This window comes from Antarctobacter heliothermus (genome assembly GCF_900188425.1).
Taxonomy (GTDB): Bacteria; Pseudomonadota; Alphaproteobacteria; order Rhodobacterales; family Rhodobacteraceae; genus Antarctobacter; species Antarctobacter heliothermus.
Genome location: NZ_FZON01000010.1, coordinates 92,116 through 115,194, shown reverse-complemented (window position 1 = coordinate 115,194; position 23,079 = coordinate 92,116). Strand labels below are relative to the sequence as shown.

26 protein-coding genes are annotated in these 23,079 nt (G+C 62.0%); 11 read left to right on the top strand and 15 right to left on the bottom strand.

Translation table 11 applies throughout. The annotated features are described in order from the left end of the window. Positions 1 to 14 precede the first annotated feature (14 nt). Positions 15 to 773, top strand: coding sequence for an electron transfer flavoprotein subunit beta/FixA family protein (locus CHB90_RS07710; RefSeq protein ID WP_089277280.1), 759 nt, complete (start codon positions 15 to 17; stop codon positions 771 to 773). Beyond that, on the top strand, positions 773 to 1,699 hold the full coding sequence (locus tag CHB90_RS07705) for an electron transfer flavoprotein subunit alpha/FixB family protein (protein WP_089277279.1): 927 nt from the start codon (positions 773 to 775) through the stop codon (positions 1,697 to 1,699). Before CHB90_RS07710 ends, CHB90_RS07705 begins: the two co-directional genes overlap by 1 nt. Before the next feature lie 75 nt (positions 1,700 to 1,774). On the opposite strand, the gene CHB90_RS07700 is transcribed toward CHB90_RS07705, so the two are convergent. Then, positions 1,775 to 2,605, bottom strand: coding sequence for a DUF6473 family protein (locus CHB90_RS07700; protein WP_170941004.1), 831 nt, complete (start codon positions 2,603 to 2,605; stop codon positions 1,775 to 1,777). Between the two features lie 147 nt (positions 2,606 to 2,752). Here CHB90_RS07700 and CHB90_RS07695 point away from each other — a divergent pair, with 147 nt between their 5' ends. Then, positions 2,753 to 3,628, top strand: a complete 876-nt coding sequence (locus tag CHB90_RS07695) for a 3-hydroxybutyryl-CoA dehydrogenase (protein WP_089277290.1) — start codon at positions 2,753 to 2,755, stop codon at positions 3,626 to 3,628. 192 nt (positions 3,629 to 3,820) lie between these two features. On the opposite strand, the gene CHB90_RS07690 is transcribed toward CHB90_RS07695, so the two are convergent. Genes CHB90_RS07690 through CHB90_RS07660 form a run of 7 tightly spaced genes read right to left on the bottom strand, consistent with a single transcriptional unit; the run spans position 3,821 to position 9,235 of the window. Continuing rightward, positions 3,821 to 4,699: a lysophospholipid acyltransferase family protein gene (locus CHB90_RS07690; protein ID WP_089277278.1), complete on the bottom strand. Its 879-nt coding sequence runs from the start codon at positions 4,697 to 4,699 to the stop codon at positions 3,821 to 3,823. 45 nt (positions 4,700 to 4,744) lie between these two features. Next, positions 4,745 to 5,023, bottom strand: a complete 279-nt coding sequence (locus tag CHB90_RS07685; protein ID WP_089277277.1) for an HPr family phosphocarrier protein — start codon at positions 5,021 to 5,023, stop codon at positions 4,745 to 4,747. Between the two features lie 35 nt (positions 5,024 to 5,058). After that, positions 5,059 to 5,457, bottom strand: coding sequence for a PTS sugar transporter subunit IIA (locus CHB90_RS07680; RefSeq protein ID WP_089277276.1), 399 nt, complete (start codon positions 5,455 to 5,457; stop codon positions 5,059 to 5,061). Beyond that, positions 5,454 to 6,374 (bottom strand): RNase adapter RapZ, encoded by a 921-nt coding sequence (rapZ, locus tag CHB90_RS07675; protein WP_245823193.1) that lies wholly within the window; start codon positions 6,372 to 6,374, stop codon positions 5,454 to 5,456. Before rapZ ends, CHB90_RS07680 begins: the two co-directional genes overlap by 4 nt. Positions 6,375 to 6,385: 11 nt before the next feature. Further along, entirely contained in the window at positions 6,386 to 6,802 is a 417-nt protein-coding gene (locus CHB90_RS07670; protein WP_089277274.1) for an HPr kinase/phosphorylase, read from the bottom strand. Positions 6,803 to 6,811: 9 nt separating this feature from the next. Beyond that, positions 6,812 to 8,530, bottom strand: coding sequence for a sensor histidine kinase (locus CHB90_RS07665; RefSeq protein WP_089277273.1), 1,719 nt, complete (start codon positions 8,528 to 8,530; stop codon positions 6,812 to 6,814). Between the two features lie 3 nt (positions 8,531 to 8,533). Next, on the bottom strand, positions 8,534 to 9,235 hold the full coding sequence (locus CHB90_RS07660; protein ID WP_089277272.1) for a response regulator transcription factor: 702 nt from the start codon (positions 9,233 to 9,235) through the stop codon (positions 8,534 to 8,536). A gap of 339 nt (positions 9,236 to 9,574) precedes the next feature. Here CHB90_RS07660 and CHB90_RS07655 point away from each other — a divergent pair, with 339 nt between their 5' ends. Further along, entirely contained in the window at positions 9,575 to 11,173 is a 1,599-nt protein-coding gene (locus tag CHB90_RS07655) for a phosphoenolpyruvate carboxykinase (protein ID WP_089277271.1), read from the top strand. 145 nt (positions 11,174 to 11,318) lie between these two features. Beyond that, positions 11,319 to 11,864, top strand: a complete 546-nt coding sequence (locus tag CHB90_RS07650) for a DUF3859 domain-containing protein (RefSeq protein ID WP_089277270.1) — start codon at positions 11,319 to 11,321, stop codon at positions 11,862 to 11,864. Between the two features lie 18 nt (positions 11,865 to 11,882). On the opposite strand, the gene CHB90_RS07645 is transcribed toward CHB90_RS07650, so the two are convergent. The 5 genes from CHB90_RS07645 to pobA all read right to left on the bottom strand — a co-directional run bounded on the left by CHB90_RS07645 (position 11,883) and on the right by pobA (position 15,806). Then, complete coding sequence (locus CHB90_RS07645) at positions 11,883 to 12,713, bottom strand: 3-oxoadipate:acetyl-CoA acetyltransferase (RefSeq protein ID WP_089277269.1); 831 nt, start codon at positions 12,711 to 12,713, stop codon at positions 11,883 to 11,885. Positions 12,714 to 12,825: 112 nt separating this feature from the next. Next, on the bottom strand, positions 12,826 to 13,446 hold the full coding sequence (pcaG, locus tag CHB90_RS07640) for a protocatechuate 3,4-dioxygenase subunit alpha (protein ID WP_089277268.1): 621 nt from the start codon (positions 13,444 to 13,446) through the stop codon (positions 12,826 to 12,828). 3 nt (positions 13,447 to 13,449) lie between these two features. Continuing rightward, a complete protein-coding gene (gene pcaH, locus CHB90_RS07635; RefSeq protein ID WP_089277267.1) occupies positions 13,450 to 14,178 on the bottom strand; it encodes a protocatechuate 3,4-dioxygenase subunit beta in 729 nt (242 codons plus the stop codon). 12 nt (positions 14,179 to 14,190) lie between these two features. Further along, a complete protein-coding gene (gene pcaC / locus CHB90_RS07630) occupies positions 14,191 to 14,592 on the bottom strand; it encodes a 4-carboxymuconolactone decarboxylase (protein WP_089277266.1) in 402 nt (133 codons plus the stop codon). Positions 14,593 to 14,636: 44 nt separating this feature from the next. After that, positions 14,637 to 15,806, bottom strand: coding sequence for a 4-hydroxybenzoate 3-monooxygenase (gene pobA, locus CHB90_RS07625; protein WP_089277265.1), 1,170 nt, complete (start codon positions 15,804 to 15,806; stop codon positions 14,637 to 14,639). 93 nt (positions 15,807 to 15,899) lie between these two features. Between pobA and pcaQ the strand changes: the two genes are divergently transcribed. From pcaQ to CHB90_RS07600, 5 genes are all read left to right on the top strand, one after another. Then, positions 15,900 to 16,823: a pca operon transcription factor PcaQ gene (gene pcaQ, locus CHB90_RS07620; RefSeq protein WP_089277264.1), complete on the top strand. Its 924-nt coding sequence runs from the start codon at positions 15,900 to 15,902 to the stop codon at positions 16,821 to 16,823. Positions 16,824 to 17,004: 181 nt separating this feature from the next. Beyond that, positions 17,005 to 17,505: a type III secretion system chaperone family protein gene (locus tag CHB90_RS07615; RefSeq protein ID WP_089277263.1), complete on the top strand. Its 501-nt coding sequence runs from the start codon at positions 17,005 to 17,007 to the stop codon at positions 17,503 to 17,505. A gap of 145 nt (positions 17,506 to 17,650) precedes the next feature. After that, positions 17,651 to 19,048: a tannase/feruloyl esterase family alpha/beta hydrolase gene (locus CHB90_RS07610; protein WP_089277262.1), complete on the top strand. Its 1,398-nt coding sequence runs from the start codon at positions 17,651 to 17,653 to the stop codon at positions 19,046 to 19,048. Positions 19,049 to 19,106: 58 nt separating this feature from the next. Next, positions 19,107 to 19,919: a pyrroline-5-carboxylate reductase gene (gene proC / locus CHB90_RS07605; protein ID WP_089277261.1), complete on the top strand. Its 813-nt coding sequence runs from the start codon at positions 19,107 to 19,109 to the stop codon at positions 19,917 to 19,919. Further along, entirely contained in the window at positions 19,912 to 20,250 is a 339-nt protein-coding gene (locus CHB90_RS07600) for a tRNA-binding protein (RefSeq protein WP_089277260.1), read from the top strand. Before proC ends, CHB90_RS07600 begins: the two co-directional genes overlap by 8 nt. 57 nt (positions 20,251 to 20,307) lie before the next feature. Here CHB90_RS07600 and CHB90_RS07595 read toward each other — a convergent pair whose 3' ends face one another. Then, positions 20,308 to 20,556, bottom strand: coding sequence for a hypothetical protein (locus tag CHB90_RS07595; RefSeq protein ID WP_089277259.1), 249 nt, complete (start codon positions 20,554 to 20,556; stop codon positions 20,308 to 20,310). 99 nt (positions 20,557 to 20,655) lie between these two features. Between CHB90_RS07595 and CHB90_RS07590 the strand changes: the two genes are divergently transcribed. After that, positions 20,656 to 21,774 carry a beta-ketoacyl-ACP synthase III gene (locus CHB90_RS07590; protein ID WP_089277258.1) on the top strand — a complete coding sequence of 373 codons (1,119 nt, stop codon included), beginning with the start codon at positions 20,656 to 20,658 and terminating at the stop codon, positions 21,772 to 21,774. Here CHB90_RS07590 and CHB90_RS07585 read toward each other — a convergent pair. Then, the gene (locus CHB90_RS07585; protein WP_089277289.1) at positions 21,738 to 23,063 is read right to left on the bottom strand and encodes an MFS transporter; all 1,326 of its coding nucleotides are present in this window, start codon (positions 23,061 to 23,063) and stop codon (positions 21,738 to 21,740) included. The two genes, CHB90_RS07590 and CHB90_RS07585, sit on opposite strands and share 37 nt — an antisense overlap. Between the last annotated feature and the right edge of the window lie 16 nt (positions 23,064 to 23,079).

Below are 23,079 nucleotides of genomic sequence, written 5' to 3'. Positions count from 1 at the left end.
GGAGAGACACGCAGATGAAGGTCCTGGTACCGGTCAAGCGCGTGATCGACTACAACGTGAAAGTTCGCGTGAAAGCGGACGGATCGGGTGTCGATCTGGCAAACGTGAAGATGTCGATGAACCCGTTTGACGAAATCGCCGTCGAAGAGGCCATTCGCCTCAAGGAGGCCGGCAAGGCCGATGAGGTCATCGCGGTCTCCATCGGGGTCAAGCAAAGCCAGGAAACCCTGCGCACCGCGCTGGCCATGGGCGCTGACCGCGCCATCCTCGTGGTCGCCGCTGATGACGTTCACACCGACATCGAGCCGCTGGCCGTCGCCAAGATCCTGGCCAAGATCGTCGAAGACGAACAGCCGGGCCTTGTGCTGTGCGGCAAGCAGGCGATCGACAACGACCTCGGCGCCACCGGCCAGATGCTGTCGGCCCTGCTGGGCTGGTCGCAGGCCATGTACGCCAACAAGGTCGACGTCGAGGGCGATCATGCCGTCGTCACTCGTGAGGTCGACGGTGGGTTGCAGACCATCAAGGTCAAGATGCCGACCATCATCTCGACCGACCTGCGCCTGAATGAGCCGCGTTATGCCTCTTTGCCGAACATCATGAAGGCCAAGAAAAAGCCGCTGGACGAAAAGACCGCCGCCGATCTGGGTGTCGATGTCACGCCGCGTCTGGAAATCGTCAAGACCGGGGAACCGGCGGCCCGTGCGGCTGGCGAAATCGTCGGCTCTGTCGATGAACTGGTGGCGAAGCTCAAGGAAAAGGGGATCATCTGATGGCCGTTCTGCTGATTGCCGAAATTACTGACGGCGCGCTGGCAATGGATGCCACCGCCAAGACCGTCGCCGCTGCGCAGGCGCTGGGCGAGGTGACCGTGCTGGCTGCGGGTGCGTCGGCCAAGGATGCCGCCGCCGAGGCCGCCACCATCGAGGGCGTGTCAAAGGTACTGCTGGCCGAGGATGACCTGTACGGTCACCGTCTGGCAGAGCCTGTCTCTGCGCTGATCGCGTCGCTGGCGGGGGATTACAGCCACATCGTCGCCCCCGCGACCACCGACGCCAAGAACATCCTGCCGCGCGTCGCCGCGCTGTTGGACGTCATGGTGTTGACCGATGTGACCGCTGTGGTGGACGCCGACACGTTCGAACGCCCGATCTACGCCGGCAACGCCATCCAGACCGTGAAATCGAAGGACGCGAAAAAGGTCATCACCTTCCGCACCTCGACCTTTGACGCGGCCCCCACTGGCGGCTCTGCTGCGGTCGAGGACATCGCCACCGGCGAAAACCCCGCCCTGTCCGAATGGGTCGAGGACAAAGTCGCGGCCAGCGACCGCCCCGAGCTGACCTCAGCGGGCATCGTTGTGTCCGGCGGGCGCGGTGTCGGCAGCCAGGACGATTTCGCCCTGATCGAGAAACTGGCCGACAAACTGGGCGCGGCCGTTGGCGCGTCACGTGCGGCGGTCGATTCGGGATTTGCGCCGAATGACTGGCAGGTTGGTCAAACCGGCAAGGTTGTGGCCCCCGATCTGTATGTCGCGGTCGGCATTTCGGGTGCGATCCAGCACCTGGCCGGCATGAAGGACAGCAAGGTCATCGTTGCAATAAACAAGGACGAAGAGGCTCCGATCTTTCAGGTCGCCGACTACGGCCTTGTCGCGGACCTGTTCCAGGCCGTGCCGGAACTGACCGAAAAGCTGTAAACGGTCCGGCGGATACCGCCGCCGCTTTTATGACGTGTCAAAGGCCCGCCGCATCGGCGGGCCTTTGCATTTGGATCAGCAGTCAGTCATCCGGGACAGCACCTCGGCCAGGGCCGCGCTGACCTCTTGATGCGCCAGCGGCCCCATCAATTCCTCGGCCGCGCATGCCTCGAAGTCGCTGAAAACCATACCGCGCGTCCCTTCGATACGCGCCGCGTCCGAGGCCACGACCTCTATCACCTGACTCACCCGGGGACGCAAAGTTTCGACCATGTCGCGGTTCACGAACAATGGATCCCCCTCCAGCGTCGCTGGAGTTTCGACCGGCACAGGATGGTCGGCGAACCACAGCAGGACGATGTCGCCCCGCAACTGCGTCAGCAAACTTTTCATTCGCGCGGTCCATGCCATCCGCAACTCTGCCAACACCTCGGCATAGCGATCACTGGACACCTCGGAAAGCCGCCCCAACATGTGCCGGACAAAGTGAAATTCCGTGAAATCAATCTCTGGATATAGCGCCATCAGCCGGTCAGAGGCCCGCAGGAAACGGTCGTTTCGGCGCGGATGCACCGAATAGAACCGATTCGACAGGTTTTGCGCCCCCATGATCTGAACAACCTTGGCATCCGCGCCAGCAATCAAATCCATCACCGAGGGATCATTCAGATAGAGATCCACGCCTGCGTTAACCACACCGAAATTCGCGCAGGGTAGTTTGACCCGAGTTTCCAGCAACTCTGGAAACGGCTGTTCGACAAAACGGCCATACGTCTCAGTTCCGCCAAGGAACGCCACATATGGGCCATCCAGTTGCCGTCGCGGACCGCGAAACAGAACGCGTGAATTGCCATATCGGCACGGATAATATTCCAGGGACCCGTGGCCCCCACCATGTACAGACATAATGCCCACCTCATTTATCTCACCCGACAGTGAGAATCGCGCAAAGCTCTTGCCATTTCCCTAAAGTGACAATGAGAGGAGAATCCGCTGCTCTTGCAGCCCTGCCCAAGGCGGGTCATGGTGGCGCTGGCAAAAAAGGGGCGGCCCATGGAAATCAAGTCGGTTGGTATCGTTGGCGCAGGGCAGATGGGCAATGGAATCGCCCATGTGATGGCGCAGGCGGGCTATGAGGTGCGCCTGAACGACATCAGCCAGGAATCGCTGGACAAGGCCGTTGCCACGATCCGCATGAACCTTGACCGTCAGGTCAGCCGCGAAAAGATCACCGCAGAGGAACGCGATTCGACTCTGGCCCGCATTCGCACCACCATGGATCTGCCGGAAATCGCCCAGACCGATCTGGTGATCGAGGCCGCGACGGAGCGCGAAGAGGTCAAGGACAAGATCTTTGCCGCGCTGGTGCCAGAGCTGAAGCCTGAAACCATCCTGACCTCGAACACATCGTCGATCTCTATCACCAGGCTGGCATCCCGCACGGACCGGCCGGAGAAGTTCATGGGGTTCCATTTCATGAACCCGGTGCCGGTGATGAAACTGGTCGAACTGATCCGCGGCATCGCCACCGACAAGGAAACCTATGACGCCTGCCTGAAGGTCGTTCAAAATCTGGACAAAACTGCCGCCTCGGCGGAGGATTTCCCGGCCTTTATCGTCAACCGCGTGCTGATCCCGATGATCAATGAGGCCTGCTATACGCTCTATGAGGGCGTGGGGAACGTGAACTCCATCGACATGGCGCTGAAACTGGGCGCCAACCACCCGATGGGGCCGCTGGAACTGGCCGATTTCATCGGGCTCGACACCTGCCTGGCGATCATGAACGTGCTGCACGACGGACTGGCAGATACCAAGTACCGCCCCTGCCCGCTGCTGACAAAATACGTCGAGGCCGGTTGGCTTGGGCGCAAGACCAAACGCGGGTTCTACGACTATCGCGGAGAGGTTCCGGTCCCGACACGCTGAGGCCCATGTGCCCACAGCAATTGTGCGTCCACATCCTGCGGATTGCGGCAATCGACGATCACGCTGCGTTGGTGTAGCCGGGGTGCACCCACGGACCCCGGCGTTTCCACGTCACAGCGATGGGTCAGGACATGGTGGAAGTGAGCCGTGGCCCCCCAAGTTGGGGGATGCCTCATAGTCCGGCAAAGATCGTCAGGTTTCGCGCAGATCCAGCGTTTTTTGGCGCAGCCACGACACGAACTCGCGTTGGCCACCCTCAAACGCCTTGATCGTTTCGGGCGTGATCGGCTCGCCAACAACCGGCTTTTGCGGGCGTCGGCAGGCATGCACGACCTCATGGATCAATAGACCTTGCCGGATTGTCGCCGAGACCTGGTTGGCGATCTGGTAGACACGGCTGTTCTGGCCCGGGAAATAGATAGGTACGACAGTCGCGCCCGAGCGTTGGACCATCTTCGCGGTGAACGGGTTCCATCCAGCCTCGACCGCCGTGCCCCACCAGGTTTCGGATGAGGCCACGACACCGGACGGAAACAGCACAATCACGCCGCCGCCCTTGAGGTGGTCCATCGCATGAGCGCGCATCTCAAGGCTTTGTTCGCGGGCGTCTTCCTCATGCGGGAAGGGGACCGGGATCATGAAAGGTTCGATCTCTTTCACGCCTGTCAGCAACGACCGCGTCAGGATTCGGTAATCCGTCCGCACCCGACCGATCAGTTCCGCCAGGATCATCCCGTCCACCAACCCGTGCGGATGGTTGGCCACGACGATCACCGGGCCGTCCTTGGGGATGCGGGCGATCTGTTCTGCGGGGGTCTTCAGCTCGATCCCCATGATGCCCAGCGCCTGGCTCCAGAACGCTTGCCCCTCAACCGGGCCCATCCGTTCGAACCGGCGCACCATGCGCAGCATCGGGATCTTGCCTGTCAGCCACTCAAGCGTACGAATAGCGGTCGCCTTCCACGGATTCGTGAAGGTGTTGGCGTAGCTGACCTGGCGTTTGTCATAAGGCGCGGGATTCTTGGCCCCGCCTCGACGCCTGAGGGATGTCGCTTGGGTGCTTTCGACCATGCGCCTGCTTCAGTCCCGTTCTATACGTCAGTCCCGGAGCCGGGACTAACAGTCCTCCCCGAAGCGATCCGCCACCAAGGCCTCGACCGCATCGGCCAGCGCCTCGGCGTCCGGACCCGAGGTTTGGACTTCAATAGTGCTTCCTTTGGCGGCTGCCAACATCAAAAGCCCCATGATGCTGTCTCCGCTGGCGGACATCCCGTCGCGGACCACCTCTGCCGTTGCGTCAAATCCTTCCACCACCTCGACCAGTTTGGCCGAAGCGCGGGCATGTAGCCCCTTCTCGTTGACGATCTTCAACGCGCGGTTGACGGATGTGGACATGTGGATCAGGCTTTCTCGTGGCAGATCAATACTGTTCAGGTGGGATCAGCCGGAATGTTCTGGCTGTCAATATACTTCCGCCCTGCTTCAAGCGCATTGCGCACCGCCTCGGGGACCTTGAGGTGACGGCTTTTGGTGAGTTTGATGAGCAACGGCAGGTTCGCGCCGTACAGGATGCGGCGGTTGTCTGGGCGGCAGGCATCAAGCGACAGATTGGACGGTGAACCGCCGAACATGTCCGTTACGATCACCACGCCGCCACCGCTGTCCACCGCGTCGGCGGCCGCCCGAATCTCGGCCTGCTTGGCAACCCGGTCGGCATCCGCCTCGATCGAGATGGCCAACATGGCGGGTTGTTCGCCGACAACATGCTCCACCGCCGCGAGATATTCGCGTGCCAGACCACCATGCGCGACGATTACGATGCCGATCACCCCGTTTTCACTCCACTCACGCCAGTCTCGCGGTCGGAAACAGACGCGGCACCCCGTCGTTCCAGCTCGCGGTGCCTAATTGACACTCGCCAGCCTTCCCGTGCAAGGGCCGCAGCCACGTTTTCCGTAACCGCAACGGACCGGTGTTTACCGCCGGTACAGCCAAAGCCGATGGCAAAATGCGCTTTGCCCTCGGCCACGCAGGCGGGCAGCATGAGCAGGATCAGCCCTGTCGCGCGGTCAAGAAACTCATCATAGCGCGGGTCGGCGGCGACAAACCCGGCCACTTCCGGGTCTAGCCCGGTAAAATCGCGCAGGTCTTTTTCCCAATGGGGATTGCGCAAAAATCGGCAGTCGATGACCACGTCCAGCCCTTGCGGCAACCCGCGTTTGTAGGAAAAGCTCTGGACGGACACGGCCATGCCCTGACTGGTGATCTCGCCGAACCAGCCTGCCATTTCCGCCCGCAAATCGTGCACCGTCAGTTCAGATGTGTCGATCAGGATATCGGCGCGCGCACTGACATCGGACAACAGAACCTTTTCCCGAAACACCCCGTCCTGCGGGGTTTCGTCCGGGGCCAGCGGGTGGCGGCGACGGGTCTCGGAATAGCGCCGCACCAACACCTCATTCGAACAGTCGAGGTACAACAGATCCACCGCCGCTCCCAGATGCTCTGCCAGCGTGTCGCGCAGTTGCAGCAGTCCTTCGGCGCTGAAATCCCGGTTGCGCACATCGATGCCCAGCGCCAGAGGGCGCGCCAGCGGGCTGTCGCCCTCAACAAGACGGGGAATCAGGCTGAGCGGGATATTGTCGATGCTTTCGAACCCAAGATCCTCCAACACGTTGATCGCACTCGACCGCCCGGCGCCAGACGGGCCAGTGACAAATACGATGCGGGCGCTGGCCGGTTCCATTTGATCCATCTCTAGTCTCGCCTTCCGGCTGTTAGATAATGAACAAGTCCTGCAGCGAAATACTCAGACGCGGAATTGTGAAGCAATGGCACTTCGACGCCCAGCACACGGGTCGCGCGGATAGGCGGCAGGCGATGCGTTTCGGCCACATCCAGATCAACCACGGCGATCAGCGGGACGTGGTCAACACAGCTGGCCTGCAACAAGCCGATTCGGCGTGCTTCGATCATTCCGCGCAGGGGCTGTGGAACGGACAGGACCAGCGCAGGCCCCTCTCGGGTGACAATGGTCCTGTCGTCGGCAATCAGTGTCGCACCGCGTACCATCATTTCAAGCGCAAGACCGGATTTTCCGCGTCCAGAGGCGCCGCGTATCAACAGCCCCCGGCCCGCCACCGAAACCGAGGTGGCATGCACAATCTCACGCATGGTCGGCGGTCAGACCGGCAAGCCGACGACGAATCGCGCGCCCAGCGGTTCCGACGTGACATCCGCCTCTGTCGGGCGGATGTTTTCAGCCCAGATCACACCGCCATGCGCCTCGATGATCTGCTTGGAGATGGCAAGACCCAGGCCGGAGTTGTTGCCAAAGTCCTGCTGGGGGCGCGACGTGTAGAAGCGTTTGAAGATCTTTTGCAGCGCGTCTTCGGGGATGCCGGGGCCAGTGTCCTCAACCACCACCAGCACACGGTTGTCGCGACGCCGGGCCCACACGCGGATGGCATCGCCATCTTCGCAAAAGCTGATCGCATTGGTGATCAAGTTGACAAAAACCTGTGCCACGCGCGGTTCCAGCCCGGTGATCGTGACCGGCTTTTTGGGCAGGTCGGAAATAAACTCAATGCCCTTCTGACGTGCATCCTGACCAAGAAACTCTACCAGATTGCCCAGCATTTCCAGCAGGTTGAACTCCTGCTCTTCTTCTTTGACCAATTCGCTGTCCAGCCGCGACGCGTTGGAAATATCGCTGACCAGACGGTCAAGCCTGCGGACATCGTGTTCGATCACGTCCAACAACTTGGTCCGGTGTTCTTCTTTCTTGACCATGCGCAGGCTGCCCACGGCAGAGCGCAGGCTGGCCAGCGGGTTCTTGATCTCATGCGCGACGTCGGCGGCAAACTGTTCGTTGGCGTCGATCCGGTCATATAGCGCACCGACCATGCCGCGCAGCGCGCCGGACAGGCGGCCGATCTCATCGGGGCGCGCGGTCAGATCCGGGATGCGGATACGGCCCGGAGTGCGTGCCTTGCGGTTGCGATCACGTCCTATCTCTGCGGCATCCGCCAGATCGGAAATCGGGTTGGCAATGGTCGAGGCCAGTACAAGGCTGAGGCCAATCGAGACCAGCGTGGCGATGACAAACATCTGCAGCACGCGCTCTCGTTCGGCGCTGACAGCGGCGTCTATTTCGGCCGCTGGAGAGACCAGCGCAATGGTGCCGATCAACTGATCGCCCTGCCGGATCGGACTGAAGGCAAAAAACAGCGTCTGGCCATCGCCACCGCCGGATTCCACGCGCGTCAGCCCGGGATCGCCCGCCTCGATCGCGCGGCGCAAACGGTCCTCAAGATCCAGATCGGGCGTGTCCTCAAAATAGGTGAACATTCCCGCGACACTATCCCAGACGGTGTTGAGGAAATCCGAAATCAGCGTCGGCTTTTCCTCTTCGGCGGGCGGAATGATGGGAGGCATTGCGCCTTGCGTTTCGCCGACCAGGAAGCTGGCGCTGTCGAACACCATCAATTTGACGCCATCGCGCAGGTCGATCCCGTCAACCGTGCGCGCCACGTCCAGCCCGTCCCCGGTGCCAAGGCTGACCGGCGCGCCAAGCGGCAGTTGCGCCTCGAACACATCGGCGACCAGTTCAACCTCGGCCTGCAAGGCATTCACACGCTGTACCGCCAGCGTGTCGCGGGATGAATTCAGCCACAGAATACCGGCCACCAGCACGTTCAACGCAATCAGGTTGAACGTGATGATCTTGCGCGTCAGCGGTGAACGATTGAGCGTGAACAGGCCCCGCCGCGCGCGGTTGTCGCGCAGCTCTTTTTCGACGATGTTGTCCGGGGCGACCCAATCGTCACCCAGCACGACGTCCGCATCGCGGCGCGCGCCCTTTCGATCGTCCTGCATGGGGAGCTGTTCGGCCAGGGCCATCCCCTACTCTTCGTTGTAGCGGTATCCGATACCGTAAAGCGTTTCGATCGCTGAAAATTCTGTATCGACCGTGCGCATCTTCTTGCGCAACCGCTTGATGTGGCTGTCGATGGTGCGATCATCGACATAGACCTGATCATCATAGGCCACATCCATCAGCTGATCACGCGATTTGACAAAGCCGGGGCGCTGCGCGAGCGCCTGAAGCAGCAGGAATTCGGTCACCGTCAGCGATACGTCCCGACCTTTCCAGGTCACCGCGTGCCGCAGCGGATCCATGTTCAGGCTGCCGCGGGTCATCAGCTTGGTCTCTTCGGTGTCGCCGACCACATCACCGGCAACCGCCTCTTGGCGGCGCAGCAGCGCGCGGATGCGTTCCACCAGCAGGCGCTGAGAAAACGGCTTTTTCACATAATCATCGGCGCCCATACGCAGGCCGAGCACCTCATCGATCTCATCGTCCTTGGAGGTGAGAAAGATCACCGGCATCTTGGATTTCTGCCGCACGCGCTGCAGCAGGTCCATGCCATCCATGCGCGGCATCTTGATGTCGAACACGGCCATGTCCGGCATTTTCTTGTTGAAGGCGTCAAGCGCCGACTGACCGTCGTTAAAGGTTTCCACCTCAAACCCCTCTGCCTCAAGGGTCATCGATACGGACGTCAGGATATTCCTGTCATCGTCCACAAGGGCGATTTTAGACATTGCACTGTCCTTGTTACTGCTCTGGTTGCCTGTATTTTTTTCTCAGTATCAGCGAATTTCCGCTTTACAGCAATGCCAATCTGCGAATCAGGCAACCATCCACACCTCATCGGACGCGAATTTCGCAAAGGAATGGCTAAAAAGCCTCACCCGTTTCCGTCGCATTGTGACGGTCCGGGCAAAGCTTCGGCGTGGTATCGCTAAACTCGGGCTTGGTAGCGCAAACTGCGCTCTTGCGTCCTGTTCATGTCGAAAAGCGACGTGTTAAGAGAACGAGCACAGGCGTTTTGGAGCGCCCTACAGCAACTTTCGAAAAGCGCTGCGACAGGAGCAAGGCAAATGACATTTGGACGGGTGAACCCAGAGTTCCGGCTAGAAGACCAGGGGATCGAAGGGCTCGGCAATGTCTATTACAACCTCATGGAGCCCGCGCTGATCGAAGCCGCGCTCAAACGAGGTGAAGGCACGCTGGGCAAAGGCGGGGCCTTTCTGGTAACCACAGGCAAATACACGGGTCGGTCGCCCAAAGACAAATTTGTCGTCCGCACACCTGCGGTCGAGGACTCGATCTGGTGGGAAAACAACCAGCCAATGGCGCCAGACGCCTTTGACCGGTTGCACGCCGACATGCTGACCCACATGATCGACAAGGACTATTACGTTCAGGATCTTGTCGGTGGGGCTGATCCGGCCAATGCCATCGACGTGCGCGTGATCACGGAACTGGCCTGGCACAGCCTGTTCGTGCGCCACATGCTGCGCCGTCCCGACCAGGAAGATCTGGACAGCTTTACCGCCGATTTCACCATCATCAACTGCCCGACCTTCAAGGCGGACCCGGAAAAGCACGGTTGCAGCACCGAAACGGTGATCGCGCTGAACTTTGACAAAAAGCTGATCCTGATCGGCAACACCGAATACGCCGGTGAAAACAAGAAATCGGTCTTTACCCTGCTGAACTACATCCTGCCCGGCAAAGGCATCATGGCGATGCACTGCTCGGCAAACCACGCCCCCGGCAACCCGGTCGACACCGCCATCTTCTTTGGCTTGTCCGGCACCGGCAAGACCACCCTGTCGGCCGATCCCGCGCGCGTGTTGATCGGTGACGATGAACATGGCTGGTCGGATCGCGGCACCTTCAACTTTGAAGGCGGCTGTTATGCCAAAACTATCAACCTGTCCGCAGAGGCAGAGCCGGAAATCTACGCCACGACCGAGAAATTCGGCACCGTGATCGAGAACATGGTCTTCGACCCCGAAACTTTCGACCTGGATTTCGAGGACGACAGCCTGACAGCGAACATGCGCTGCGCCTATCCGCTGCACTATATCTCCAACGCGTCGAAAACCGCGTTGGGCGGCCACCCCAAGAACATCATCATGCTGACCTGCGATGCCTTCGGCGTTTTGCCCCCGATCGCGCGGCTGACCCCGGCGCAGGCGATGTACCACTTTCTGTCCGGCTTCACCTCCAAGGTTGCCGGCACAGAACGCGGCGTGACAGAGCCGGAGCCGACCTTCAGCACCTGTTTCGGCGCCCCCTTCATGCCGCGCCGCCCGGAGGCCTATGGCAACCTGTTGCGTGACAAGATCGCCAAACACGGGGCCACCTGCTGGCTGGTGAACACCGGCTGGACCGGCGGTGCCTATGGCACCGGCAGCCGCATGCCGATCAAGGCCACCCGCGCGCTGCTGCACGCCGCCCTTGAGGGCAAGCTGGCCGACGCCGAGTTCCGCAAGGACCCGAACTTTGGCTTTGAGGTGCCGGTGCATGTCGAAGGCGTGCCGGAATTGCTGTTGGACCCACGCAAGACCTGGGAAGACAAGGCGGCCTATGACGCGCAGGCGCAAAAGCTGGTGCAGATGTTTGCCGACAACTTTGAGCAATACGCGCCCTACATCGACGAAGATGTAAAGGCCGTTGCCATCGGCTGATCCCCGCTCAGGGTTTGGCAAAAGCCCTCCGCTTAGGCGGGGGGCTTTTTCATTTCAAGGGGCATGGCGGGTAGGCAAAACCCGCCTCTGCGCCTAACCTGTCGACGTGTTAGTTTCACGGTCCACCCCGACGGGAGATGCCGCCATGACCACCAATCCGCTTGCCGCCGTATTCGCCACCCTGATCGCGGGCCAACCCGCCCTTGCAGATGTCGGTGCCTTTGTTTCCCCGCCCGTGACGCTTGAGGGTTTTGGCGTCATCTGTGAGGTACAGCTGCAAGGCACGCGGCCCGCACCCGACACGCTGTCGGGCCTGCTGAACCTTGTCGATCAGGATCGGCCCATTGATGTGCAGACATTGCAGGTGCCTGCGGAACTGGGCCTCAGCTTTGGCATTCGCGCCAGCCTGACGGCCGGGTCTGCGGTGCCGGAGGTGACGGTTGTCGTCACCCACCCGCCCATGGGCCCCAACGGCGTGACCGTTGAACGCTGGCCCACACCGATGAATTTCGGTGAGACGTCGCTGAACCTGTTCACCTTCGAACATGACTACGAAATGGTCGAGGGGCGGTGGATGTTCCAACTGGAACAGGATGGTCAGGTGGTGCTGCAACAGCCCTTTGAGGTGACCGCCCCCGGCACGGTCCCGGCGGTGCAGCAATCCTGTTTCGCGGCAGAAATCATGTCCTGAGCGCGGGCGCGCGGCGCATCAGGCCGCGCGCAGCCCCAAGATCTCGCGCGCCTGCTGCCATGTGGCGACGGGGCGCTCATATTTCTCACATAGACCCACCGCACGCTCGACCAGCGCCGCGTTCGACGGCGCAAGGCTGTCCTTGTCCCAGCGCACGTTGTCCTCCAGCCCGGTCCGCGTGTGACCACCCGCCGCGATGGCCCATTCGTTCACCTCGACCTGATGCCGCCCGATCCCGGCGGCACACCACTCGGCCTCAGGCGTCAGGCGTTTGACCGTCTTGATGTAGTAGTCAAACACTTCGCGGTCGCAGGGCATCGCGTTTTTCACGCCCATGACAAACTGCACATACAGCTTGCCCGGAATGCGCCCGTCGCGGTTCATCTCTGCCGCCTTGAAGATATGGCTGAGGTCAAAGGCCTCGATCTCGGGCTTGACCTCATAGGTGCGCATCTCGGACGCCAGCCAATCCACCAGATCCGGCGCGTTCTCATAGACCCGGGTTGGAAAGTTGTTCGATCCGACCGACAGCGACGCCATGTCAGGCCGCAGCGGCAGCATCCCGCCACGGTCGCGCCCCGCCCCTGACCGACCGCCGGTCGACAGCTGAATGATCATGCCGGGGCAGTGTTTCTTCAGCCCCTCGACCAGACGGGCAAACCGCTCTGGGTCGGATGTCGGCGTTTCATCCTCCATCCGGACATGCGCGTGGCAGATGCTGGCCCCGGCCTCAAACGCCGCATGGGTCGATTCGACCTGCTCTTCGATGGTCACCGGCACGGCGGGATTGTCTTTCTTGCGAGGCACTGACCCGGTTATGGCGACACAGATGATACAGGGTTTGGTCATGACGGGCGTGTTCCCTAGATGGCGGCGTGGGCGTGATGCCGCTCAGTTTACTGATTGACGGCAGGTAGAAACAACCGGGAAGACGCAGACCCCTCCCGGCATTTCCAACCTGTCAGATATCGAAGAAGACGGTTTCGTCCTCACCCTGAATGCGGATCTCAAAGCGGTAGACGGGTGTGCCGTCCCGCTCGGTCCGCTTGGCGATCAGGGTGGCGCGGCGGCGTTCCCATTCGATCAGGTTCAGCACCGGGTCGGCGGCGTTGGCCTCTGCCTCATCCTCGAAATAGACCCGCGTGTTCAGGCCAAGGTTGATGCCACGTGCCACGATCCACAGGTTGATGTGCGGCGCTTGGGTCCCGACGTTGCGGCCCGGTGTGCGGCCCGGTTTGACCGTGTCAAATCCCCATTCGCCGGTGGCGAAATCGGTGATCACCCGGCCCCAGCCGCGAAAGCCCTCTTCGACGTCGCCACCGCCCTCGGGATGGGCATAGACGCCTGCGGCATTGGCCTGCCAGGCCTCCAGCATCACGTCCTTGATCGGCGACCCGGTGCCGTCGATCACCAGCCCCTCAACCCGGATCCGTTCGCCTTTTGCGTTTGGTCCGGCGATGTCCCAGCCAAGCTCCTGCGTGTAGATGTCAAAACCTGCCGCGCCCGGCGCAAGCCCGATGTGGACATAGGGGCCCGCAGTCTGTGACGGCGTTTCCTTGAGATAGTTCAGCGATTGCGCCATGGCTCAATTCCCCTCCAGACGGTTTTCGAACAGGGTCGAGCGGCGACCGCGCAGCACGATATCGAATTTGTAGGCGATGGAATCCAGCGGGATCGTCGCGTTCATGTCCAGCAACGCGACAAGGCTGTCGATCGCGTCCTGATTGGGGATTGTCTTGACGATCGGGCATTTCGCAATCAGCGGATCCCCTTCGAAATAGACCTGACTGATCAGCCGCTGGGCAAAGCCGGTGCCAAAGACAGAAACGTGGATATGCGCCGGACGCCAGCTGTTCACCCAGTTGCGCCAAGGATAGGCACCGGGTTTGACCGTGCGGAAATAGTAATAGCCGTCCGCATCCGTGATCGTCCGCCCGCAACCGCCAAAGTTGGGGTCGATGGGGGCCAGATAGGTGTCCTTCTTGTGCCGATAGCGCCCGCCCGCGTTGGCCTGCCAGATCTCGACCAGCGTATTCGGCACCGGGCGCGCGTTCTCATCCAGAACCCGCCCATGCAGGATGATCCGCTCGCCAATCGCGCTTTCGCCCGGCTGGGCGTAGTTGTGCAGCAGGTCGCGGTCCATCGGGTCGATGTCGTTGTGACCAAACACCGGCCCGGTGATCTCGGAGACCGAGTTTTGCAGGCTGATCGCCGAATACTGCGGCGAGCGGGCAACGCTCGTCTTGTAGTCCCGGGTATAGGCGGGCGGGTGCCGCTCTCGGTCCCGCTGATAGAATTCCCCTTGGCTGGGCATATCACTCTCTCCTCAGGTGGTCCCGGACGGCGTGCCGGTTTCGGCGTCCATCTCGGCATAGGTCTGCTTGGCCAGCTTCAGCGCGTGATTCGCGCGCGGCACACCGGCATAGATCGCAACGTGTTGGAACGCCTCCAGCACATCCTGCTTGCTGGCCCCGGTGCGGGCGGTGGCGCGGATGTGCATCGGGATCTCTTCGAAATTGCCCAAGGCCGCCAGCAGCGCCAGCGTCAGCATGGACCGCTCCCGGTCGCTGATCCCCTCTGACGCCCAGACAGTGCCCCAGGCGCTTTCGGTGATCATGGTCTGAAACGGCAGATCAAACGGCGTCTTCGCCGCCTCGGCGCGGTCCACATGGGCATCCCCAAGAATGCGGCGGCGCACCTGCATTCCGGTGTCGTATCGGTTGGTCATGGTATCCTCCGGTCGGGCCTGCGACGTTGTGCAACCCCCCTCTGTCAGTAGGGCAGCCCGATATAATTCTGTGCCATCACCGATTGCGCGTCCCGATTGGAGCGCAGGAATTCGATGTCGGCAAGCTGGATCTTGAGGTCAAATGCGTTCTGGTCGGGGAACCTGTGCAGCAGCGTGGTCATCCACCAGCTGAACCGCTCGGCCTTCCAGATCCGCGCCAATGCCTTTTCGGAATAGCTGTCGATGCCCACGCTGTCGCCGGACCGATAGAACTGCACCAGCCCGTTATAGAGATAGTGAATGTCGCTGGCGGCCGTGTTCAGGCCCTTGGCCCCTGTCGGCGGCACGATATGCGCCGCATCCCCGCACAGGAACAACCGCCCCCAGCGCATCGGCTCTGTCACAAACGACCGGAGCGGCGCGATGCTTTTCTCGATGGTCGGGCCGGTGACAAGGGTCTCTGCCGCCTCAGTCGGTATCCGGCGTTTCAGCTCTTCCCAGAACGCATCGTCGGTCCAGTCCTCGGGACTGTCGGACAGCGAACACTGGATGTAATAGCGGCTGAGTTTCTCATTGCGCATCGAGCATAGCGCAAAGCCGCGTTCAGAGCTGGCATAGATCAGTTCCTCGTGGACCGGGGGCGTTTCCGACAGGACGCCCAGCCAGCCAAAGGGATACAGCTTTTCGTATTCCTTGCGGACCGTCAGCGGGATGGTCTGGCGGCTGACCCCGTGGAACCCGTCGCACCCGGCGACGAAATCGCAATCGATCCGCGCCTCTGCGCCATTCACCTCGTAGGTCACATAGGGGGCATCGCTGTCGGCATCCCTGATCTGGACGTTCTCGACATTGAAGACGATCTTTCCGTCCGCCTTTTCGCGCGCCTCGTACAGGTCGCGCGTCACCTCTGTCTGGCCGTAGACAACCACATGGCTGCCGGTCAGCTCCTTGAAGTTGATGCCAAACTGTTCGTCGCCGTAAGAGATGATGGTGCCGTCATGCACAAAACACTCGCGGTCCATCCGCTCACCCGCACCGGCCTCGCGCATCAGGTCGACCATCCCGGTTTCCAGGATGCCCGCGCGGATGCGGCCAAGGACATAGTCCTTGGTCTTGCGCTCCAGCACGACGCTGTCGATGCCGTTCTTGTGCAGCAACTGGCTGAGCAACAGGCCCGACGGGCCGCCGCCGATGATGCAGACTTGGGTTCGCATGATGTCCTCCCCTTTGAAGCAAGACTAGAATGAACCTGACAGACATGTAAAATGACATGTTACGATAGATACTTATCGAAAACGGAAACTGTCATGCTCAATCGCCGGATAAAACTGCGCCATCTGGAGGTCGTCACCGCCATCGCGCGCCAAGGCAGTCTCAAGGCCGCCTGCGCCGAACTGCACCTGACGCAGCCCGCCTTGTCCAAGACTCTCAAAGAATTGGAAGAGACGCTTGGCGCGGCGCTGATGACGCGGGATCGCGGCGGCGTGCGCCTGACGCCAGAGGGTGAGGTATTTCTGGAATTCGCGGGACAAAGCCTTGCCGCGCTGCAACGCGGGGTCTCTGGCGTGTCGGAACTGCGCGAGGGCGGGGCCGAGGTGCTACGCGTCGGCGCGCTGCCCAGCGTGGCGGTACGGCTGATGCCCCGCGTTGTGTCCCGGTTCCGAGCCCTGTCTCCCACCACGCGGCTGGTTTTGCGCGACGGCACCCATGGGGCACTCACCCGCGAGTTGCTGACCGGCGCGCTGGATCTGGTGCTGGGGCGGATGGGCGCGCCGGAAACCATGGCGGGCGTCTCGTTTACGCAACTCTATCAAGAGCGCGTGGTTTGCGTCGCCCGCGCCGGTCATCCGCTGGCGGGCCGCGCCGGTCTTGCGCCGCAGGATTTGCTCGACTGGCCCGTCCTTTACCCGCCCGAGGGCGCGGCCATCCGCCCCTTGGTGGATCGCTGGTGTGTTGCACAGGGGCTTGGCCCGTTTTCCGACCGGATCGACTGTGTGTCCGGGGCGTTCGGGCGGCGCTTTCTGCGGGTTTCGGATGCGCTGTGGTTCATTTCCGAAGGGGTTGTTGCCCCCGAGGTCGAGGACGGCGCCCTGATGGCGCTGCCACTGGACCTGACCCTGACCGCCGGTCCGGTCGGGCTGATGACGCGCCCCGAAACCGCCGCCTCGCGCAGCAGGCAACTGTTTGAACGCGCCCTTAGACACGAAGCACAGTCTTTACCCAGATCGTGATGCCGAATCGGAGTCATCCACAACTTAATGCGTCTGTCACCAATTTATCGCTTTACACACCCCCGCCTACACAGGCACCATATCTGGTAAGGGCTCGGGGAAAGCCCGCAGACCCTAGAGCAGGCAGCAAGCGTTAGAGGCGAACCCGCCGCCCAGACGCGACAACCAGAGAGGTGTCCACATGGCCCTGTCCGAGCAGTACATCACCGAAGACATCCATCCGATCGACCTTGTCGAGCATATCGCCGAGTTCAACGATTGGGACTTTGACCGTATCGCCGAGGATCAGATCGCCATGGCGGTCGAAGGTCAGTGGCGCACCTACTCGATCACCCTGGCATGGTCGGCCTACGACGAAACGCTGCGCATGATCTGCACCTTTGAAATGGAGCCGCCAGAGGCGCGGCTTCCGGCGCTGTACGAAGGGCTGAACCGGGTCAACGACCAGTGCTGGGCCGGAGCATTCAGCTATTGGGCCGAGCAAAAGCTGATGGTCTACAAATACGGTCTGGTTTTGACCGGCGGCAACATCGCCAGCGCAGAACAGATCGACACGCTGATCACGGCGGCTGTAATGAGCTCGGAACGCTATTACCCGGCTTTTCAGCTGATGGTCTGGACCGACAAGACCCCCAAGGAGTCGCTGCAAATCGCCATCGCAGAGGCCTACGGTCGCGCCTGAACGCATATTATCTTCACCACTTCCCCCAGGAACGACCAAAGGGCGGCGCGACGGCGGCGCCCTTTTTCTTTTTACGGTATTTTCCTTGAGTTGTGTTCTGACCCCGGCAATTCTCTCAACAGGAGAAACCCAAGGGAGTAGACACATGAGAACCCGCCTTTCGGCGCTGGCCTTTCTATTGGCCGGGGCCAGCCCGCTCTTGGCCCAGCAGGACGCCGCCGCCTGCACCGCGCTGCGCGACACGGTCTTTGCCGCCGGACATGTCACCACCGCCCGCGTGGTCGAGGCCGAGGGCCTGCCCGCCTATTGCGAGGTGCGCGCCACCGCCCTGCCGGCGATCTCGATCGAGGTGCGCCTGCCCTTGGACGGCTGGAACGGCAAATTCTATCAGGCGGGCTGCGGCGGGTTCTGCGGTATCCTTGGCCGCGCCGATGCCAGTGGCGGCTGGGTCAACGCCATGCGCCCCGGTCTGGAACGCGGGTACGCCACCGCCACCTCTGACAGTGGGCATCACGCGCTCAGCGTCGTGGATGCCGGGTGGGCGCACAACAACCCGCACGCGGAACGCGACTGGGGCTGGCGCTCGATTGGCGAGACCAACCGCGTGGCGCAGATCATGATCGAGGCGTTTTACGGTAACGCCTCCGATCAGGCAGTCTTTCAGGGCTGTTCGACCGGCGGGCGCATGGCCCATGTCGCCGCCCAGCGCTACCCCGAGATGTTCGACGGCATCATCTCCGGCGCGCCCGCGATGGACTATCCCGGACTTGTGGCCACCAAGATGGCGTGGGTCGTGCAGGCCAACACCGCCGACGACGGCAGCCAGATCCTTGGCTCTGAAGAGGCCCAGCTGATCGGCGATGCGGTCTATGAACAGTGCGATGCCGTGGACGGGGTTGAGGATGGCGCGATTGCCGACCCGCGCGCCTGCGACGTGGATTACAGCGCGTTGGGCCTGACCAATCAACAGATGGACACGCTGATGAAATGGCGCGAAGGCCCGCGCAATGCCGCCGGAGAGCAGCTGTACCCCGGTGGCATTCCCGAAGGGTCCGAACCGTTCTGGTGGCTCTGGCTGACCGGAAACGGCAAGGGCGGCGGCAACCTCGTCCCGGCCTTTGCGGTCAACTTTGGCCGCTACATGGCCTTCCCGGTGGACCCCGGTCCGGAATGGACGCCGCTGGATTTCGACTTTGAGGCTGATCCGGCGCGGCTGGCTACGATGTCCGAGGTTTACAACGGCGATAGCCCGGACCTGAGCGCGTTCCGCGCGGCGGGGGGCAAGATGATTGTCTGGCACGGCTGGGCCGACGCCATCGTGACGCCCTACAAAACCGTCGACTGGTACGAAAAGGCATCCGCAGAGGCAGGCGGTGAGGACGTGCTGAAAGAGAACGTCGCGCTGTTCATGGTTCCGGGTGTCGACCATTGCGGCATTCTCCCCGGCCCGGACGGCATCAACGCCGCCAGCCTTGACCCGATGACCCCGTTGGAGGCTTGGTTGAATGAGGGGACGGCGCCGGTTTCGATCATGACCGACTGATCTTGTCCCCTTTCCCCGGCGCGCCTAGTGTCCGCCGGGGAAAACAAAGGGGATCACGATGCACGACACGGATTTGGCGCAACGCGGATTGGCACTGCTGGGCTGCGGCAAGATGGGATCGGCCATGCTGGCTGGATGGCTGGCACGCGGGCTGCCCCCGACATCCGTCCGGGTGCAGGACCCCCACCCCTCTGACTGGCTCAAGGCGCAAGGCGTTCATATCAATGAGGGTTTCGGCGACAGCCCCGCCGTCGTCCTGATTGCCGTCAAACCGCAGGTCATGGGCGACGCCCTGCCCGCGCTCAAGGCGCTTCCCACGGGTGACACGCTGTTCATCTCGGTCGCGGCGGGCATCCCGATGGCCACCTATGAGGCACATCTGGGCACTGTCCCCATCGTCCGCGCCATGCCCAACACCCCCGCCGCCGTCGGCAAGGGGATCACCGCCATTGTCGGCAACGCAAAGGCGACCCAGGCCCATCTGGCACAGGCCGAAGAGCTGCTGTCCGCCGTCGGAGAGGTCGTCAAACTTGACAGTGAGGGCCAGATGGATGCCGTGACCGGCGTCAGCGGCTCTGGCCCGGCCTATGTCTTTCACATGATCGAATGCCTTGCGGCGGCGGGTGAGGCAGAGGGGCTGGCCCCCGATCTTGCCATGGCGCTGGCCCGCGCCACCGTGGCCGGTGCGGGCGCATTGGCACAGGAGTCGGGCGAAGATCCCGCGCAACTGCGCCGCAACGTGACCTCTCCCAATGGCACCACGCAGGCGGGGCTAGAGGTGCTGATGAATGAGGACAATGGCCTGCCGCCGCTGATCCGCGCCACCGTGGCCGCCGCCGCCAACAGATCGCGGGAACTGGCCAATGGCTGAGATCAGTTTTGACGATTTTCTCAAGGTCGACATTCGCCTTGGCACGGTCCTGCGCGCCGAACCCTTTCCCGAGGCGCGCAAACCGGCGATCAAGCTGTGGATCGATTTCGGGCCCGAGATTGGCGAAAAGAAAAGCTCGGCCCAGATCACCGTGCATTACGACCCCGAAACGCTGGTCGGCAAACAGGTCATGGCGGTGGTGAACTTTCCCCCCCGCCAGATCGGCCCAATGCGGTCCGAGGTGCTGGTGCTGGGCGTGTCGGACGACAATGACGCTATCGTGTTGATTGGCCCGGATCAGGCCGCGCCCAACGGCACGCGGATGCACTGACGGCCCCCACGCTTCGGCCGCGCCATCACTTGGCGCGGCCGAAGGCGCAGATGTCACTCAAACCTCTGGCGCGCTGGGGTCCGGCACCAGCGGCGGGTGAACGCGCGGCGGGTTGAACAGCTTGTCCTCACGTTTGATCTTGCGAGAGATCAGACGGCCAATGGGCCGCGCCGCGATCAAGCCAACGCCGACAGCCAGGGCGATTGCCTTCCAGCTATACCAATCCAGCGCAAGGAAAGTGACCAGTAGCACGCCTGAAAACACGGTGAAGACAAGCATACTGATGTACCAGGATAGACGGTCCATTTTGTGTACCTCCTTTCGTTAGGGAACGCAGAACACGGGAACAGGTTCCCTTGACCTTGGGCCGCGCTTGGGGTTCCGTCCCTTGCAGGAGGACGCGCCATGACCATGCCAGCGATCACAGGACACGGGGTCTTTACCCCTTCCTTGAGCATCTCGAACGACGAACTGGTCGAGGCGTTCAATGCCTACGCCGATCGCTGGAATGCCGAAAACGCCGGGGCGATTGCCGCCGGTGAGGCAGAGACCATGACCCACTCCAGCGCCGATTTCATCTTTTCCGCCTCCGGCATCGAAAGCCGCTATGTGCTGGACAAGGACGGCGTTCTGGACCCGGCGCGCATGTTTCCCCATCTGGCGGCCCGTCCCGATGACGCCCCCGGTCACATGGCCGAAATGGCGGTCGACGCCTGCACCAAGGCGCTGGATATGGCCGGGCGCGCGGGCGCCGAGGTCGATCTGGTGATCTGCGCCGCCTCGAACCACGAACGCGCCTACCCCGCTGTCGCCATCGAGATCCAGCAACTGTTGGGCGCTGGCGGCTTTGCCTTTGACATGAACGTCGCGTGTTCGTCGGCCACTTTCGGCATTCAGGCCGCCGCCGACATGATCCGCGCAGGCAGCGTGAAACGCGCGCTGGTCGTCTGCCCCGAGATTTGCTCCGCCCACCTGGAATGGCGCGACCGTGACTGTCACTTCATCTTTGGCGATGTCTGCACCGCCGTGCTGGTAGAGGCCGCCGAAGAGGCGCAAGGCGACCACTGGAAAATCCACTCCACCCGCTGCGCCACGCAGTTTTCCAACAACATCCGCAACAACAACGGCTTTCTGCGCCGCACCCACGACCAGATGGAAGATCGCCGCGACATGCAGTTCATGCAGAACGGGCGCAAGGTGTTCAAAGAGGTGCTGCCCATGGTGTCGGCCCACATCCTTGGCCACCTCGACGAAGAGGGGTGGCAGGCGGATGATCTGAAACGCCTCTGGCTGCATCAGGCCAACAAGACGATGAACGATTTTATTGGCAAAAAGGTGCTGGGCCGCGTGCCAGAAGACGGCGAACAGCCCAACATCCTGCAGGACTATGCCAATACGTCCTCTGCCGGGTCGATCATCGCCTTTTCAAAACACTCGGACGACATGCCCAAGGGCGCTAGAGGCGTGATCTGTTCTTTTGGCGCGGGTTATTCGGTGGGGTCGGTGCTGCTCGAACGGGCCTGAACCTCCGCTTTTTCTGCGGCGTCTTCGGCATCCATCGCCTCTTCCAACTCTTCAGCCTCCTCCTCGCCTCCGGCGAGGGCCGCTGTTTCGGGCGTGATGCCACGGGCGGGGGCCGACATCTGGAACGCGCCCTTTTCGTTCTCGGGCACGGCTGCGCGCTGCAAGATCCGCCACAGCGTGTAAAGGATCACCACCACATGCGCCGTGATGGTGGTCATGAACAACCCCTGCGACCCTGCCACGGACATCATCAGACCCGCCGCAAGCGGTCCCGCGATAGACCCAAGGCCAAAAACCATCAGCAACCCACCTGACACCTGAATAGAGGTGCCTTCGGGCGCGTGGTCATTCGCATGGGCCACAATGATCGGATACATCGCAAAGATCGCCGCGCCAAAGGCGGCGACAAGGATCAGGTTTGTCATCCGGTCTTGGGGTGCCAGAATGATGAACCCCAGATCCGCCACCAAGGCCAGCGCCGACGCCCCCACCAGCACCTTGCGCCGGTCCATCCGGTCGCTGAGATAGCCGATCGGCACCTGTGACGCCGCCCCGGCCAGGATCGGGATAGAGGCGAACAGCGCGATGGTCGTCAACGGCAGCCCGACGCCGCCCGCGTAGACCGCCGCCAGCGTGCCAAACGACGCGTTGGAAATCCCGACCAGAAAGACCGCCACCACCGCCACCGGAGAGTTGCGCCAGAGCAGCGACAGGTTCAGGTTCACCGAGGTCAGCGGCGCGGGCGTGTGGGTTGTCGACAGCGCCGTCGGCACCAGCGCCAGAATGTAGACAATCGCTCCGACCGCAAAGAACATGAACCCGGCCACGCTGCCCAACGCAATCACCATCTGACCGGCGGTCATCGCCGCAAGGTTCACCATGGTGTAGATGCCAAAGATCGTGCCGCGCGTCTGCGGACTGGCCCGGTCCGACAGCCAGCTTTCGACAATCATAGCAGCCCCGGCAAAGCAGAACCCCGACACCGCGCGCACCGGAATCCAGAACTCTGCCGACACCAACAACGCCTGCAACAGGATCGACACGGCGGCAAAGGCGCACATCACGCCAAACGCGCGGATGTGGCCGACCGACCCCACGATGCGCGGCACAAAGTAACAGCCCGCCACATAGCCCACCGCCCAGCCGGTGCCCAACAGACCCAGAGACGTGGCACCAAACCCCTCTTGCGCGCCGCGCAGGGGCAGGATCAGCCCGTGAATACCGCCCGCAAACAGCAACAGGGCGGAACCGAACAATAGGGCGCTGACGGGCAAAAGCTGGCGGATCATGAGGGCACCGTAGTGG

What these genes read in the sequence shown, in the direction of transcription:
- CHB90_RS07645 (WP_089277269.1), bottom strand. Translation starts at nt 12,713, where the DNA reads ATGACCAAACCCTGTATCATCTGTGTCGCCATAACCGGGTCAGTGCCT.
- CHB90_RS07710 (WP_089277280.1), top strand. Translation starts at nt 15, where the DNA reads ATGAAGGTCCTGGTACCGGTCAAGCGCGTGATCGACTACAACGTGAAA.
- CHB90_RS07705 (WP_089277279.1), top strand. Translation starts at nt 773, where the DNA reads ATGGCCGTTCTGCTGATTGCCGAAATTACTGACGGCGCGCTGGCAATG.
- pcaH (WP_089277267.1), bottom strand. Translation starts at nt 14,178, where the DNA reads ATGCCCAGCCAAGGGGAATTCTATCAGCGGGACCGAGAGCGGCACCCG.
- CHB90_RS07660 (WP_089277272.1), bottom strand. Translation starts at nt 9,235, where the DNA reads ATGTCTAAAATCGCCCTTGTGGACGATGACAGGAATATCCTGACGTCC.
- CHB90_RS07585 (WP_089277289.1), bottom strand. Translation starts at nt 23,063, where the DNA reads ATGATCCGCCAGCTTTTGCCCGTCAGCGCCCTATTGTTCGGTTCCGCC.
- CHB90_RS07650 (WP_089277270.1), top strand. Translation starts at nt 11,319, where the DNA reads ATGACCACCAATCCGCTTGCCGCCGTATTCGCCACCCTGATCGCGGGC.
- CHB90_RS07590 (WP_089277258.1), top strand. Translation starts at nt 20,656, where the DNA reads ATGACCATGCCAGCGATCACAGGACACGGGGTCTTTACCCCTTCCTTG.
- CHB90_RS07700 (WP_170941004.1), bottom strand. Translation starts at nt 2,605, where the DNA reads ATGTCTGTACATGGTGGGGGCCACGGGTCCCTGGAATATTATCCGTGC.
- pcaQ (WP_089277264.1), top strand. Translation starts at nt 15,900, where the DNA reads ATGCTCAATCGCCGGATAAAACTGCGCCATCTGGAGGTCGTCACCGCC.
- CHB90_RS07685 (WP_089277277.1), bottom strand. Translation starts at nt 5,023, where the DNA reads ATGTCCACATCCGTCAACCGCGCGTTGAAGATCGTCAACGAGAAGGGG.
- CHB90_RS07655 (WP_089277271.1), top strand. Translation starts at nt 9,575, where the DNA reads ATGACATTTGGACGGGTGAACCCAGAGTTCCGGCTAGAAGACCAGGGG.
- CHB90_RS07670 (WP_089277274.1), bottom strand. Translation starts at nt 6,802, where the DNA reads ATGCGTGAGATTGTGCATGCCACCTCGGTTTCGGTGGCGGGCCGGGGG.
- pcaC (WP_089277266.1), bottom strand. Translation starts at nt 14,592, where the DNA reads ATGACCAACCGATACGACACCGGAATGCAGGTGCGCCGCCGCATTCTT.
- rapZ (WP_245823193.1), bottom strand. Translation starts at nt 6,374, where the DNA reads ATGGAACCGGCCAGCGCCCGCATCGTATTTGTCACTGGCCCGTCTGGC.
- CHB90_RS07695 (WP_089277290.1), top strand. Translation starts at nt 2,753, where the DNA reads ATGGAAATCAAGTCGGTTGGTATCGTTGGCGCAGGGCAGATGGGCAAT.
- pobA (WP_089277265.1), bottom strand. Translation starts at nt 15,806, where the DNA reads ATGCGAACCCAAGTCTGCATCATCGGCGGCGGCCCGTCGGGCCTGTTG.
- pcaG (WP_089277268.1), bottom strand. Translation starts at nt 13,446, where the DNA reads ATGGCGCAATCGCTGAACTATCTCAAGGAAACGCCGTCACAGACTGCG.
- CHB90_RS07615 (WP_089277263.1), top strand. Translation starts at nt 17,005, where the DNA reads ATGGCCCTGTCCGAGCAGTACATCACCGAAGACATCCATCCGATCGAC.
- CHB90_RS07690 (WP_089277278.1), bottom strand. Translation starts at nt 4,699, where the DNA reads ATGGTCGAAAGCACCCAAGCGACATCCCTCAGGCGTCGAGGCGGGGCC.
- CHB90_RS07610 (WP_089277262.1), top strand. Translation starts at nt 17,651, where the DNA reads ATGAGAACCCGCCTTTCGGCGCTGGCCTTTCTATTGGCCGGGGCCAGC.
- proC (WP_089277261.1), top strand. Translation starts at nt 19,107, where the DNA reads ATGCACGACACGGATTTGGCGCAACGCGGATTGGCACTGCTGGGCTGC.
- CHB90_RS07595 (WP_089277259.1), bottom strand. Translation starts at nt 20,556, where the DNA reads ATGGACCGTCTATCCTGGTACATCAGTATGCTTGTCTTCACCGTGTTT.
- CHB90_RS07665 (WP_089277273.1), bottom strand. Translation starts at nt 8,530, where the DNA reads ATGGCCCTGGCCGAACAGCTCCCCATGCAGGACGATCGAAAGGGCGCG.
- CHB90_RS07600 (WP_089277260.1), top strand. Translation starts at nt 19,912, where the DNA reads ATGGCTGAGATCAGTTTTGACGATTTTCTCAAGGTCGACATTCGCCTT.